The following is a 13,680-nucleotide window of genomic DNA, read 5'->3' on the forward strand; positions in this document are numbered from 1 at the left end:
AAAAATCGCTCCTTTCACATTCTGAAAAAGACTCCATGCTGTCCGTCATTTTCGTTCTTCTTGCCGGCACTAGTGCCATAGTAGGCAGTATCTAATCTGCTGCTTTCCACTTCGTTTTTTAATGCGGTTATTTGGCTTTGCAGTGTTTTAATTTCATCCATACGGCTTGAATTTCTGTCGTTCAATGTACGCAGTTCCGCTGTCAGTGCATTCATTTTCTGAATGGCTTCCATACCTGCTTCAGCCGACTGATCGCGCACTGCTGAGTCATATATTTCATTTGCTTCGTTTTCAATAGCTGAAAGTCTTCGTCCCACTTCATCTTGCGAATGCCGGCCAATGATGTTTGAGACTGTTTCTTTTTGATCCAATGTTTCCCACAGTGCATGTTTTAAAATCGCAATATCATTGACTTGAACGCTTTCCCTTTGTTCGATTAAAGCTTTTGCCTGGAGAACGCACAGTGATTGCTTGAACCGGCGGTCGGACGGCTGAATCCCTTCGTCCAGAAGTTCTCTGCGAATCGTGGATAACGTTTCATATACTTCATCAGGAATTTTCACGTTTTCGGTCATGGTCTGTAATTGCTGCAGTTCTTTCAACTGCATAGTCGGTGTTTCTACGTCTTCGCCTTCGTATTTCATCATCGAGACAAAGTTCGATTCATCCGCAATAAAATTAATCTCAAAACGCAGGAGGAACCGGTCGAATAACGCTTCCAGGCCTTCTCCTTCCTCCGGATATTCGTTAGACGCACCAATAACAGACATTAACGGCACTTCGACGGGAGAGCCATCGTTATAGAACAGCCTTTCATTAATCAGTGTCAGCAGACTGTTCAGAATCGCGGAGTTCGCTTTAAAAATTTCGTCTAAAAACACGAGATGCGCTTCAGGCATTTTCGCGGCAGTATTACGTTTATACACACCTTTTTCTAAATCTTTTAACGACAGCGGGCCAAATACTTCCTCGGGGGTACTGAATCTGGTCAGCAGCCATTGAAAATACGATGTTCCCTCCACAATTTTGGCCAATTCTACTGACAGTGCGGATTTTGCAGTGCCCGCTGGACCGATCATCAGCATATGCTGCTTGGAAAGAAGCGCGACCAAAATCCCTTCCACTTCGCTTTCCCGCTCAAAAAACTTTCCGTTTAATGCGCGTTTTATTTCATACAATTTCTGTAGTGTATTCTCCATATGTGCATCACCTCAATTTGTAGTGTTCATCAGTTCATCCTTTTATGTAACAGTGTGACTGTAACGCGCTGATTTTAACCTCTTTTCATTAATTTCTGCAGGACGTTTTGTATCATGTCTCTGTATTCTTGTATAACCTTTTACATTAGCTTGAAATATAGTGTTTCTCTCTCCTGAATACATCTCTTCTACTACCATTACCCTTTTTACTCCATGTCAACTCCTATCGCTGAATATTTTTCAAAAAAATAAAATGAACATAACGTTATACAAAATTTATACACGCGCATAGTCATCCTTGGAATTAAGGCTTTGTTTTATATGGTATAATTGCCATATTAGAATCTGTTACAGGAGGTGGATCAGACATGACAGGAAGTACTAAAAATGAAAAAACAGTGTTAGTTGATCATGAAGAAAAGACATCATTGGTGAATGCAGCTGAATTTCTTGAGACGATGGCTAAGAAATTGAGGGAAGAAGGCACCTTTACTTTGACTCACAATGGACAAACACATAAAGTGACACCTGCTTCATCAGTAGTGCTAGAAATCAAGCTGGAAAAACAGCTGGATAAGAACAAGCTGGAAGTCGAGCTGGAGTGGCGCGACGGCGACAATGAAAAGGACGCAGGCATTTCAATTAGTTGAGTCTCTCAGCAAACAGAAACAGCCGCACTGGCAATTCATTTAATGAATTGCCAGTGCGGCTTTGCAGCAGAATGTTTTCATCTTTTGCCGTAATCATTCATGATTCAGCTTCCGACTGTAATGGCGCTTCCCCTGTTCTGCAAAGTAGCCAGTATGCTTAATGCGGCGAGATAACTAGTCTTCGGATTATTCGGCATTGGCTCATTTTCTATAGTCAGGTTCATTTTGCCGAAATCGCCGCTTGCTTCAATGGTATGCGTATTTCGCTGAATGTTCGGGTCCGCGATGACACGTACTTTTGTCTGTTCCGCTCCTAAACCTGCAATCGATAATAATAATGCTACGTTGACGTTTTTAGGAAACTTATCAATCGCCTCCAGCGCAAAACCGTCAAACATACAGTCCTCTGTATGTTTCACTTCAAGCCCTAATGACTGGTATGATTTTCTCGTTGTAATACTTACTTCCTTCAAACCGCCCAATGCATTCGCTGATTGCAGAAGATCCAGTCCGCCCACTGCACCCGACGGCAGATAAATGTGCTGATTATGCCTATGTGCCTCTTCTTTCATCTTTTTCAAAAAATTCGTGTCTTTGAATGCTCCAATACTGCTGAGTATCAGATCTTTTTTGTTCTTCAAAACTCCCTCCATATGCTCCACAGCAACATCTATTGTCGCCGCTTCCACAACCAGATCGACAGGAGACTGAATGAATTCTTGAAAGTCCGTATAAAATGCGGGCCCATATTGCGTTTCCAGACGCGGCCCAACTTTCTGATTTCTTCCGAATATAGAGATAATCTTGCCATCTACCTTTTTATTTTTATTAATACTTTCCAATAAATACTGCGCAATATTACCGGTTCCGATTATACCGATTTTCACTTTACAACACCTCTCCCTTAAGTATATACATATTTTCAAGAAATCGAAGGCTTACTAGCAAGATACCCTTCCAAGACATAAACAACACTATAAATGAATAGGATGGTATTGATTGCAGCAAAAAACAGGAGGAATCTGCTGATGACAGGGTACACGGATAATTATGAGCGCGATACGTACGGAATTATTGATTTTTGGGTGCGCAATAACTTTGAGCACGGGGAGTTTTTTGACCGTGAAATCAGTCACCATGAATTGGAGCTAGCCCGTGCCAATCAGCAAATGGTGGATCGCATGGGGAAAATCTTTAAAAAGACTGAATCTAAAACGGGGGATATCGGCTTAATCATCGATGAAGCAAAAAGCTCCACGAAAGAGTTTAGAGATTTACTTCTTCATACAATGGATCGGGCACTGCATTGCGATGTCATCATCTCCACACCTACTTCACTTCTCGACCATATGATCAGAGAAGCGGAAGAAGCGGAGAAAGTATTCAAACTGATTGAAACGAATTCCTATATTACGCCAGCTGACGCCACGATTCATGAAAGTAATTTCTGGCTTCGCCAAATGGTCGATCATTTGATATTCATCAGTCACTATGTAGATGCTTCTAACTACGAACTGCATGACCAAGTGCGTGCAATGACGAGAAAGTTTGAAAATCTCCTGTTACAGGCACAATCTTTGAAAACCATTATCCGCAGACCGCGCAATGAAGTTTCACCGGTTTTGAATACGTTCAATCAGATGGTAATAAAAGAAGCCAAAGCGCTCGAAGCCTTTAAATTGGAATTAAGTGAGCTCATTAAAAATTGTGCAGCGGTTACGACTGCACCGCCTGATTTATTGGAGCATATTGCGCGTGAAGCACATCACCTGTGGAGAAACTTAGAAGACCAGATCGTAAACTAATACTATGAATACGGCGACATGCTCGCCGTATTCAAAAAGATTGCCAGCGCAGTTCAGACGCGGGCAATCTTTTTCTATTTCACAATTGTCACCGGACACTTTACATGCTTCATGACTTTATGGCTCACACTGCCCAGCACCATTTCCTGAAATGCATTCAGACCGCGGCTGCCGATGACCAGTTTATCAATCTTCTTTTCATTGACATAGTTTATGATTTCCTGACTCGGGTTGCCTTTGAGCATAATAACTTTCGCATCGACAGCGGCTTCACGTGCAAGCGCTAAAATTGGATGCATCTTCTGTTCCCGTTTCAGTGACAGACTTTCAGGACTTTGCGACAAAAGTCTTTCATCCTTCGCCTTGCTGTAATCCTGTACATAAATGATCTCCAGCTGCACTCTTGGCAAGTACTCCGCCAGCATAATCGCATGTTCAGCAGCACGTACCGCATTTTCTGATCCGTCAATTGCCACCGCAATCTTCATATCGGTTCCCCCTCAGAGTAACTTTTCGTATAGTTGTTCACTCGACGAATTCAACCCTTGAATTGTAACGGCTACACCTTTGCTTTCCAGCTTTTGCACAACTTTCAAGATGGCGCCGACTGCCGATTCATCCCACAGCTGGCTATTTTCAAAATCAATAATAATCTGCTCTCCCTTTACCTGATCAAACGACTGAATAAACTTCGTCGTAGAAGCAAAGAACAGCGGGCCAATAATTTTATACACTCCTGCTTCATTCACTACGGTCACGCGCGAAATCTTCGCGACGAAGAATAAAGCACTCAAGACGACACCTATGACTACACCGATCGCCAGATTATGCGTATATAAAATAACCGCAACCGTGACGAGCATCACTGCAGACTCAGAGCGCGGCGCTTGCCTTAAAAACTTGAATGACCCCCAGTTAAATGTCGTCATCGCAACCATCACCATGACTCCCGCAAGAACCGGCATAGGAATTTTGATGACCAAATCCCCCAATACAATAATCAAGAACATCAAAAACGCACCGGCAGTCAAAGTAGATAAACGTCCTCTCCCGCCCGATTTAATATTGATTACGGATTGGCCGATTAACGCACATCCTGCCATACCGCCAAAAAATCCTGTAATGAAATTGGCGATGCCCTGTCCTCTGGCTTCACGGTTTTTATTGCTGGGCGTATCTGTCATATCGTCAAGTACTTGAGAAGTGAGCAGCGATTCGAGCAAACCGACAATCGACAGCGCCAAAGCATACGGCAGAATAATTTTCAGCGTCTCAAAGTTCAATGGAATATCCGGCAGGAAAAATGTCGGCAATGAATGCGGCATCGTCCCTAAGTCACCGATAGCCTGCAGCTTCACACCACTGAGTAGTGCAATCGCCGTCATGACAACAATGGCAATCAGCGGTGCGGGGATTGCCGTGAAAAAACGCGGCACCGTATACACAACTATCAGTGTGGCGATGGCGAATAGATACGTCATCGTCCCTGCTCCAACTAAGTATGGCAATTGCGTAATGAAAATCATAATACCGAGCGCGTTCACGAATCCAAGCATGACGGAATTCGGGATAAAGCGCATTAAATTCGCCACACCGAGTGACCCTAATATGAATTGTATAATACCGGTTAAAACAGTGGCTGCGAGTACATATTGCAGTCCGTGATTCGCCATCAGGCTGACGAGCACCAATGCCATTGCACCCGTTGCGGCAGAAATCAGACCCGGCCGCCCGCCTACAAACGCAGTAATGACGGCAATGGTAAACGAAGCATAAAGCGCCACACGCGGATCAACACCAACGATGAACGCAAAAGCCAATGCTTCTGGAATAAGTGCCAGTCCTACGACAATGCCTGCGAGTATATCCGCACGCGCATTCCCAAACCACTGCTGTTGTATAGTTTGCATAGTGTGCTCCTTTCTTGATGTTAAAGCAATTATATAAATAGCTGTTAACAGCATACCACCTATATAAAAGATTAGAGTTACTTCCACTGTAAATCAAGAAACTATACCCATATATCACAAACAAAAAAGTTAGTCTTTCCGCCTATTTTGTAGAAAATAGGGTAAGTAAAAGGTATAGTAGAAGTAGCTAGTTTATTAAAAAGACAGAAGAGGTGATAGGTGATGGGCAAATTTAAAAGTATCAGAGGTAAGTTACTGACAGGTTTCTCAGTCGTCATTGTCTTAATCATTTTACTTGGCATGTTTATTTTTTCTACACTGCTGGCAAATAACAAAGCAACTGAATCTATTTTGAAGAAAGAGCTCCCTTTACTGATTGCAGATGAACAGCTCGCACTCGATATGGCGAACCGGATTGCCGCTTCACGCGGTTTTATACTGACAGGTGAAACGAGTTATAAAAACGTATTTGATCAATACACAGAAGACAGTATAAAACATCAAGAGAACGTGAAAAGAATTGGCACGTCAGACGAAACTATCGATTTGATGAAAAGAACTGTGGAGTGGCGAGAATACATAACAGAAAATGTCTTTGCTGAATATGAGCGTGGAAACGAAGAATTGGCACAGCGTAATTTGCTCGCTTCAACTGACGATGCGCGCGAGCTGATGGCTTCCTATGAAAAGGCTGCTGAAGACCGTGAAACGATTATTATTGACATCGAAAAGAATTTACTGTCGAGTGGAAATAATACGTTGATTCTGGTTACCAGCATCATCGTTCTCGTAATCCTTTTGAGCCTGGCCGTAGCTATTATTACCGCCAATTCCATTTCCAGACCGCTTCACCTCGTTATGGAGCGGATGAAACGGATTGCCGGCGGAGATTTAAGCAGTGCGCCATTAGAAACAAACTTACAAGATGAAGTCGGACAATTAATTGAGTCGACTAATGAAATGAGTGCGAATACGCATAGCTTGTTGGATGAAATACATAAAGTAGCCCAGACCGTTTCGTCCCAAAGTGAAATGCTTACTCAATCAGCAAGCGAAGTAAAGGCGGGTACTGCGCAGATTGCCACTACCATGGAAGACTTGGCATACGGCGCGGAATCTCAGGCTACAAACGCAAGCAGCCTATCTTCTTCGATGGAGACTTTCGTATCAAAAGTGATTGACGCTAATGAAAATGGCGTTTATATTCACCAATCATCAAGCGATGTGCTCGAAATGACAAATACGGGCAGTCAGGTCATGAACTCCTCCTCTAAACAAATGAAAATCATTGATCAGATTGTGCATGACGCTGTCGTTAAAGTAGAAGGGCTGGACAAGCATACGCAAGAAATATCCCAGCTCGTTTCTGTCATTCAGGATATTGCCGCACAAACGAATTTATTGGCATTAAACGCGGCGATAGAGGCAGCACGGGCCGGCGAGCATGGAAAAGGTTTTGCTGTAGTGGCAGATGAAGTACGGACCCTGGCGGAACAGTCTTCTGCATCGGTAACGAATATTACCGGTATCGTCCAACAAATCCAGAATGAATCCAGTTCTGTCACGAACTCACTGCAAGAGGGATACAAGCAAGTAGAAGAAGGTACAAATCAGATAGAACGTACAGGTGAGACGTTTAGCAGCATTAGTGAGGCTGTCACCGAAATGGTTCATCGGATTCGCAGCATTTCTGATGATCTACAAGAGATTTCTGAAACCAGTCAATCCATGAGTGGTTCAATAGAAGAAATTGCAGCGATTACAGAAGAGTCCGCAGCAGGCGTGGAGCAGACTTCCGCCTCTTCCCAGCAAGCAAGCAGCGCCATGGAAGAAATCGCGGGCAACTCCAGTGATTTATCAAACCTTGCAGAAGAATTAAATGAATTAGTACGCAAATTTACATTATAAGAAACCAAAAGCGTCTGCCATTGCGCAGACGCTTTTACGTATTTTACTTTATGTCAGACAGTTCACTGTTTACGACCCATTTGTGATTCTTCACTTCATCTCCGCCAGTGGTCGGCATATAGTCGATCATATAGACTGTCGTATCTTCAGATGACTCAATGACCGCTTCTGCACCTTGCATCCCTTCCATATGATCAGCAAGTACAGTCACTTCTGCACCGTCTTCAAATACTTCTTCCCCGGCGCCTTCTATCTCTTCGTGAACGACCCACTTATGATCTTTCACTTTTTCTCCGCCATCTGCAGGCGTATACGTAATGACATATGCAACCGTATCATATGCGCCTACAATCGTTGCTTCTGCGCCTTTCATCCCCGGCATATGATCTGTTTCAATAACAGCTTTACTGCCTACGGGAAATGCAGGATCTTCTGCCGTCTGCAGCCCTTCAGGCACTTCCCCGTCGCTCGCATGCTCCATTTCAATATCCGCTTGTGGTGATTCTTCTTGCGGTGTTTGCTCTTCTGCAGGTTTTTCCTCATCCGCTGTATTAGCGCCGCATGCCCCTACTACGAGAATGAGGGAAGTGCCAATTGCCAGCATAGATTTCTTCATCATCGCTTCATCCCTTTAGGTTATATTTTGCCGGTCATCTTCCGGAATTTACTGAGTCCTTTCATGAATGGACTATTTTTATTCTTCCCGCGAAAATTGAGGCAAAACATATATTCAGGAAGTCCTTAAAAACTCCTTATTTACGGACTCACGCATATCCCCATTGTCAATGATCCTGCCGTTACTTCACTTCTATTTGCCCCATCATGCCGTTGTCCTCATGCTCTAAAATGTGGCAATGGAACATATACACACCTTTATGCTTAAACTGTATCGCGATTTTCACTTTCTCACCGGGGTGAACGGCTATACTGTCTTTCCAGCCTCTTTCATTTTCTGCAGGTTCTGCTCCGTCTCTTGAAATGACCTTAAATTGTGCTCCGTGAATATGGAACGGATGAATCATTCCGCCCATCATATCTTTCTTGTTGTAGATTTCCCATACCTCTGTAACACCTTGCTGCTGGGTAAAATCTATTCTATTCGGGTCAAATTTTTTCCCGTTAATTTCCACATGGTTCATCATGCCAAACAGTTCAATATGTTTAGTAACCGGCATGTTCTTTTCTTCATCTGTTACAGAAAAATCATTCAGTTGTTTTGACGTTTGTGCAACCTCTGTTTCTTCATCTGACACTTCAAACGGCAAAAGGACGGATCCGTCTTCATTAACTAACGACACACCTTTTGATGTATCTGCCTTGGAAAAATCAACTACTATTTCTGCCCGCTCAGAAGGCGTCAGTGTCACTTCGTTCAATGTAACCGGCTCATTCAAGAAGCCCCCGTCAGTTGCGATTTGAACGAATGAATCTCCAGTATTTAATGAAAACGTGTAGTTCCTCGCATTTGATCCGTTAAGTAAGCGGAGACGCACTTTTTCCTTCCCTACTGTTAAGAAAGGATCTGCTGTACCATTTACTAATAACGTATCGCCTATCGTTCCGTCATCGTTCATTGCCGTTTTATAGTCTAATTGGCGCTGCTCCGTAAAGAAGCGGTCCTGGAAAATCAAAGGAATGTCATTCTTCCCGTATTCTTTAGGGATTTCTAACTTGTCCGAGTTAGCGTCTTCAATATAAATCAATCCTGCAAGACCTTTGTACACTTGTTCTGCGGTCTTGCCTTCCGGATGCGGATGGAACCATAACGTAGCAGCCTCTTGTGTCACTTCAAACTGTATAGTTTCTTGTTCACCCGGTTTAAGTGTTTTATGGGGCCCGCCATCTGCTTCGCCGGACACTTCCAAGCCATGCCAATGAAATGTTGTCTCCTCGTCCAATTTATTTGCGGTGTGAATGGTGGCCGTCTCCCCTTTTTTCAATTGAAGAACGGGTCCTAATAAATCTCCGTTATATCCTAACGTCTCTGTCGTTATACCATCGAAAATTTCTGCTTCACCTTTTTGGGCCGTCACCGTATACTCTGTCCCGCTCGCTGCTTCACTTGTCAGTAACGGCGGAATGTTTAGTTCATTCTTTCCTGAAGAGTCTTTTAACGGCAATACATTATCATGACTCATATGTCCATGGCCCATTTGGGATGAGTCCATCATAGAATCGTGCATTTCTGAATTGTTTTGATGCATCATATGCTGATTAGTCTCATCCTTAGACTGCGTATCGTTGCTGCAGCCGCTTATAAGCAGTACACCCATAAGAAAAACGAAAGCTTTATTTTTAATCCTCATTGAACTATCCCCTTCATCTGTTGTATGTAAGTGCAGTATAGCAAGAACTTATGAAAAAACTGTGCACGCCGATGATCTATGTCTGCAATTACGCTTTGTTGCGGTATGCTCCTGAATAGGTTTACTTGAATCTGATGTAAAACGAGCCACACTATGTATCACATTCCCCAATACGTAATCGTATCAAGCAGGCCAATTGTCACTAATAGGACACCGGCTGCCCGCTGAACTATTCTTGCCGTTTTCATACTGCTTTTCATCACATGTCTTTTTGCGTCGACTAGCCAGATGAAGAAAAATAAAGCGAGCAGCGGAATGGATGTAGCAATACCAAAAACAGCCGGCAATATAAATCCGTGCGGAGCAGTCACAGCTAAGGGCATTAACCATAAGAAAAATAAGACAAACATCGTCGGACAGAATGCCAGCGAAAAGCTGACTCCCAGCATGAAGGAACCTGCTTTTCCGTTTCTTATTTTAACGGGAACATATTGCGTGATTTTATTTAGAAAACCTAATTTCATGACACCGAGCAAAACCAATCCAGTAGCGATGATCAGCGGACCAATGAATTTGCGGAATAACGCGAAGTAACCGATTAACGCGCTTTGAAATGTTTCTCCCAGCCACCAAACGAGAAATCCGAGCAAGCTGAAAACGGCTGCCTTCCCTGCTATAAAAGAAGTAACTTCTGCTATATTTTCTTTTAATTGAATGGAACGATTTCCATAAAGCGTAATGGCACTCATATTTCCAGTGAGTTGACAAGGCGCTGCAGCACCGAGCAAACCTAAGAGCAGAGCTGAAATCATTGGGCTGTTTTCGAACGTTAAGAGCAAGGTATTCACCGGCTCGGTAATGAGTTGACTTATACTCGATAATAAATTATACAAAGCAGCTGACACCTTCCTTATAAATCTTTCAGCGGATCTTCACCCGCTGGCAGCATCACCGGACAAGCGGGCAAACTACCCGCATACTTGTTTCCTTGCTCATGCTTATTTAGCTCCACTTGTATCCTATCCCCCATACAGTTTTCAGGAATTTATCATTTGGAAACTCTGCATTTTTTAATTTATCGCGCAAGTTTCGTATGTGCGAATCCACTGTCCGTATATCGGTATACGTATTATAATCCCAAGCGGCATGCATTAATTGCTCCCTTGTTAACGTCCGCTTCGGCTGAGTGATAAGCGCTTCAATGATGTAGTACTCTTTCAGCGTCAGCTGGATACTTTTATCTTTGTAATGCAGTGAATACGAGTCGCTGTTTAACACAAAGTCACCATGTACAATATGTCCTGAATCCTCTATCGGAGCACGCCGCAAAACCGCGTTCACCCTGGCGATCAGCTCACGTTCATCAAACGGCTTCGTGATATAGTCGTCCGCCCCCGTATTCAAGCCTTTCACTAAATCGTTCTTATCTGTCCTGGCAGTAAGCATGATCACCGGAACATCCGAAAACTTGCGTATTTCCGTACAAACTTCCCAGCCATCCATATTTGGCATCATAATATCAAGCAGCACCAAATCAACCGGCTCTTCCTGCAATCGTTCCAGTCCCTCCGGCCCGTTAGTCGCCTTTATGCAACGAAACTCTTGCGGTTCCAGAAACAATTCCAGTAAATCCAACATTCTGTGTTCGTCATCTATAAGTAAAATTGTTCGCATCTGCCTGCACCCCAATCATCAGATTGTAATTATGAATGTACTGCCTTTTCCTGCTTCACTTTTTACTGTAATCGTTCCGCCATGTGCTTCAACGAGTTCTTTTACAATCGCCAATCCTAATCCCGAGCCCCCAAATGCTCTGGAGCGTGATTTTTCCACACGATACAACTTATCAAAGATCCTGTCGATTTCATTGGATGGAATCCCCATTCCTTCATCCGTTACTGACAAAACCGTCTGCTGCTGCTCCTGATAAATTTCCAATGTGACTGTCGTCTGCTCATCCGAGTATTTCAATGCGTTATCCAGTAAATTCAGTACGATTTGTTCTAATCGAATTCGATCGGCAACTAGCTGAAAATCCTCTTTACAGCTCATGACCAGCCTGATTTTTTTCATGTCAAACGACGGAGCCATGAGGCGGTTCATATCCTCGATAAATTCTTGTGCTGAAAACTGGCTTCTCGTTACCGTGAATGTGACTTCATCCATTTTTGCCAGTTCCATCAAATCTTTGACTAAGTCCTTCATGCGATTGGATTCTTCTGCAATAATCTGCAAATAATGATTCCGCTTCCCGTCAGACAATTCTTCTCTCATCGCCACTTTCAAATATCCGATTAAGTAGGTAAGCGGTGTGCTTAATTCATGAGAGACAGATGCCAAAAATTCATTGCGTTCCGTTTTCATTTTTTCCAGATCTGTTGCCAATTTCATTATTGCCGCTGATAATTCTCCCAGTTCATCATTGCTCGCCCCTGGAAGACTCACATCAAATTTTCCTTCACTCAGCCTTTCTGTCGCTTCCTTCATGCGAATCAGCGGCCGGGTAAGAAACTTCGACAGAATGAAGTAAATAATAAATAAAATTACGATACTAACTGAGCCTGCCAATCCAAAATGCAGATTCAACTTTTGAACCAGCATTTCAATTGGCTGGCTGCTCTGAAACATCACAACATATCCCGATTGGCCTGCGCCAGCTTTATAAGGGTGAACACTTGCGATGAAGGGTGAATTCTTCCAGTCCGTCACTACTATCCGATCTGTTTCATCATTTTTGCTAATTAGTGATAAAGCGGATGAAAAGTTCTCTAGGCTGTCAGCTGAGCTGCTGATGATTTCACGTTTTTCATCTGTAATAATGACTTCCCTTTCTTTTCCCGTTTCCATTAATACAATGTGTGCTATCGTTTTATCGGAATAATAATCTTCCAGCACATCACGATGATTGCTGCCGCTCGCAAGCAGCCGTGAATATTCTTCATCCACCCTTGCGTGAATAATATTTTGATGCAAATAAATCATTAATACCGATTCAAGCAGCAAGAAAATGATAATAAAAGAAGCCGCTAGCTTCGTTGAGATTTTATTCATTAAACCACCCCGTAAATACAGTATAGGAAAAGAATATGAAAAAATTATGCAGACGGACTTGTAGGAATACAGTCCAGCTGTCATATCTTAGCCATAGAAAAAGGATGCCCGGCTCTGCACTCCCCGGACATCCTGATCGATTGTTAGAACCTCGTTTTTGCAGGTTTCTTCATCGGCGACTTATTCATCAAATAAGAAATGAACGTCTCCTCCGTAAGATGAGGATTTGATGAATTCAGCAGAACCGCCAGATTCTTTGCATCATCCAGCGCTCTGTGGGCGTTATGCACCTGAATCTGGTGCGCTCTCAACAGCTGCTGCAGCTTGCCATTTTCAAACCCGTAGTTCTTCCATTTGATTTGCCTGACAGAGCAATACCAGTCCATGTCGAGCGTTTCAGGCAATAACCGGCTGACAAATCCCCGGTCGAATGACGCATTATGCGCGACAATCCCGTCAGCCCGGTCTAGTATTGTCAAAATTTTATCCATATCCAAAGACTTGCCTCTTACCATCTGATCTGTAATACCTGTCAGGTTCGTAATAGTTGGTGATATGGAATAGAAAGGTTCCTGAAACTCGCAGTATTCATCAGCTACCCTGACTATACGATGATCTTCATACTCCCCGAGCATAACGCCCAGCTCGATCACTTCACTTGCTTCTGCACTCATCCCTGTCGTTTCTACATCAATGAACGCTATATGTTTTGTCATGTAAAAAACTCCTTTACACTCTATTTAAAACCGTATACCCGCGCGGTTCAGAATCATTTGTATCCTATTAGTATATCAGCATTTCAGCGCATTGTATGCGAATTAAACTGGACGACAGCCAGTACAATCTGGTTT

Annotated in this window: 13 protein-coding genes; 3 read left to right on the plus strand and 10 right to left on the minus strand. The window is 43.2% G+C overall.

The genetic code is table 11. The annotated features are described in order from the left end of the window. Positions 1 to 14: 14 nt before the first annotated feature. The gene (locus SporoP37_RS06905; RefSeq protein WP_085430591.1) at positions 15 to 1,199 is read right to left on the minus strand and encodes an AAA family ATPase; all 1,185 of its coding nucleotides are present in this window, start codon (positions 1,197 to 1,199) and stop codon (positions 15 to 17) included. Positions 1,200 to 1,567: 368 nt separating this feature from the next. Here SporoP37_RS06905 and SporoP37_RS06910 point away from each other — a divergent pair, with 368 nt between their 5' ends. Continuing rightward, positions 1,568 to 1,849, plus strand: a complete 282-nt coding sequence (locus SporoP37_RS06910) for an amphi-Trp domain-containing protein (RefSeq protein WP_085430592.1) — start codon at positions 1,568 to 1,570, stop codon at positions 1,847 to 1,849. 104 nt (positions 1,850 to 1,953) lie between these two features. On the opposite strand, the gene nadX is transcribed toward SporoP37_RS06910, so the two are convergent. Beyond that, positions 1,954 to 2,736, minus strand: a complete 783-nt coding sequence (gene nadX / locus SporoP37_RS06915; RefSeq protein ID WP_085430593.1) for an aspartate dehydrogenase — start codon at positions 2,734 to 2,736, stop codon at positions 1,954 to 1,956. A 141-nt stretch (positions 2,737 to 2,877) separates the two neighbouring features. Between nadX and SporoP37_RS06920 the strand changes: the two genes are divergently transcribed. Beyond that, positions 2,878 to 3,654: a DUF2935 domain-containing protein gene (locus SporoP37_RS06920; protein WP_081242969.1), complete on the plus strand. Its 777-nt coding sequence runs from the start codon at positions 2,878 to 2,880 to the stop codon at positions 3,652 to 3,654. 74 nt (positions 3,655 to 3,728) lie between these two features. On the opposite strand, the gene SporoP37_RS06925 is transcribed toward SporoP37_RS06920, so the two are convergent. After that, complete coding sequence (locus tag SporoP37_RS06925; RefSeq protein WP_081242970.1) at positions 3,729 to 4,142, minus strand: universal stress protein; 414 nt, start codon at positions 4,140 to 4,142, stop codon at positions 3,729 to 3,731. A 12-nt stretch (positions 4,143 to 4,154) separates the two neighbouring features. Continuing rightward, positions 4,155 to 5,564 carry a SulP family inorganic anion transporter gene (locus SporoP37_RS06930; RefSeq protein WP_085430594.1) on the minus strand — a complete coding sequence of 470 codons (1,410 nt, stop codon included), beginning with the start codon at positions 5,562 to 5,564 and terminating at the stop codon, positions 4,155 to 4,157. 222 nt (positions 5,565 to 5,786) lie between these two features. Here SporoP37_RS06930 and SporoP37_RS06935 point away from each other — a divergent pair, with 222 nt between their 5' ends. Continuing rightward, positions 5,787 to 7,472: a methyl-accepting chemotaxis protein gene (locus tag SporoP37_RS06935; protein ID WP_085430595.1), complete on the plus strand. Its 1,686-nt coding sequence runs from the start codon at positions 5,787 to 5,789 to the stop codon at positions 7,470 to 7,472. Positions 7,473 to 7,515: 43 nt separating this feature from the next. Here SporoP37_RS06935 and SporoP37_RS06940 read toward each other — a convergent pair whose 3' ends face one another. From SporoP37_RS06940 to SporoP37_RS06965, 6 genes are all read right to left on the minus strand, one after another. Continuing rightward, a complete protein-coding gene (locus SporoP37_RS06940; protein WP_085431714.1) occupies positions 7,516 to 8,088 on the minus strand; it encodes a YdhK family protein in 573 nt (190 codons plus the stop codon). A gap of 181 nt (positions 8,089 to 8,269) precedes the next feature. Then, a complete protein-coding gene (locus SporoP37_RS06945) occupies positions 8,270 to 9,772 on the minus strand; it encodes a multicopper oxidase family protein (RefSeq protein WP_335698163.1) in 1,503 nt (500 codons plus the stop codon). A gap of 164 nt (positions 9,773 to 9,936) precedes the next feature. Beyond that, entirely contained in the window at positions 9,937 to 10,527 is a 591-nt protein-coding gene (locus SporoP37_RS06950) for an urease accessory protein UreH domain-containing protein (protein WP_443028571.1), read from the minus strand. 253 nt (positions 10,528 to 10,780) lie between these two features. Beyond that, positions 10,781 to 11,452 (minus strand): response regulator transcription factor, encoded by a 672-nt coding sequence (locus tag SporoP37_RS06955; RefSeq protein WP_085430598.1) that lies wholly within the window; start codon positions 11,450 to 11,452, stop codon positions 10,781 to 10,783. 18 nt (positions 11,453 to 11,470) lie between these two features. Beyond that, positions 11,471 to 12,829, minus strand: coding sequence for a sensor histidine kinase (locus SporoP37_RS06960; RefSeq protein WP_085430599.1), 1,359 nt, complete (start codon positions 12,827 to 12,829; stop codon positions 11,471 to 11,473). Positions 12,830 to 12,972: 143 nt separating this feature from the next. After that, positions 12,973 to 13,545: an exonuclease domain-containing protein gene (locus SporoP37_RS06965; protein ID WP_085430600.1), complete on the minus strand. Its 573-nt coding sequence runs from the start codon at positions 13,543 to 13,545 to the stop codon at positions 12,973 to 12,975. Positions 13,546 to 13,680: the final 135 nt, after the last annotated feature.

This window comes from Sporosarcina sp. P37 (genome assembly GCF_002109365.1).
Lineage (GTDB): Bacteria > Bacillota > Bacilli > Bacillales_A > Planococcaceae > Sporosarcina.

What these genes read in the sequence shown, in the direction of transcription:
- SporoP37_RS06905 (WP_085430591.1), bottom strand. Translation starts at nt 1,199, where the DNA reads ATGGAGAATACACTACAGAAATTGTATGAAATAAAACGCGCATTAAAC.
- SporoP37_RS06910 (WP_085430592.1), top strand. Translation starts at nt 1,568, where the DNA reads ATGACAGGAAGTACTAAAAATGAAAAAACAGTGTTAGTTGATCATGAA.
- SporoP37_RS06920 (WP_081242969.1), top strand. Translation starts at nt 2,878, where the DNA reads ATGACAGGGTACACGGATAATTATGAGCGCGATACGTACGGAATTATT.
- SporoP37_RS06925 (WP_081242970.1), bottom strand. Translation starts at nt 4,142, where the DNA reads ATGAAGATTGCGGTGGCAATTGACGGATCAGAAAATGCGGTACGTGCT.
- SporoP37_RS06930 (WP_085430594.1), bottom strand. Translation starts at nt 5,564, where the DNA reads ATGCAAACTATACAACAGCAGTGGTTTGGGAATGCGCGTGCGGATATA.
- SporoP37_RS06935 (WP_085430595.1), top strand. Translation starts at nt 5,787, where the DNA reads ATGGGCAAATTTAAAAGTATCAGAGGTAAGTTACTGACAGGTTTCTCA.
- SporoP37_RS06940 (WP_085431714.1), bottom strand. Translation starts at nt 8,088, where the DNA reads ATGAAGAAATCTATGCTGGCAATTGGCACTTCCCTCATTCTCGTAGTA.
- SporoP37_RS06950 (WP_443028571.1), bottom strand. Translation starts at nt 10,527, where the DNA reads ATGAGTGCCATTACGCTTTATGGAAATCGTTCCATTCAATTAAAAGAA.
- SporoP37_RS06955 (WP_085430598.1), bottom strand. Translation starts at nt 11,452, where the DNA reads ATGCGAACAATTTTACTTATAGATGACGAACACAGAATGTTGGATTTA.
- SporoP37_RS06960 (WP_085430599.1), bottom strand. Translation starts at nt 12,829, where the DNA reads ATGAATAAAATCTCAACGAAGCTAGCGGCTTCTTTTATTATCATTTTC.
- SporoP37_RS06965 (WP_085430600.1), bottom strand. Translation starts at nt 13,545, where the DNA reads ATGACAAAACATATAGCGTTCATTGATGTAGAAACGACAGGGATGAGT.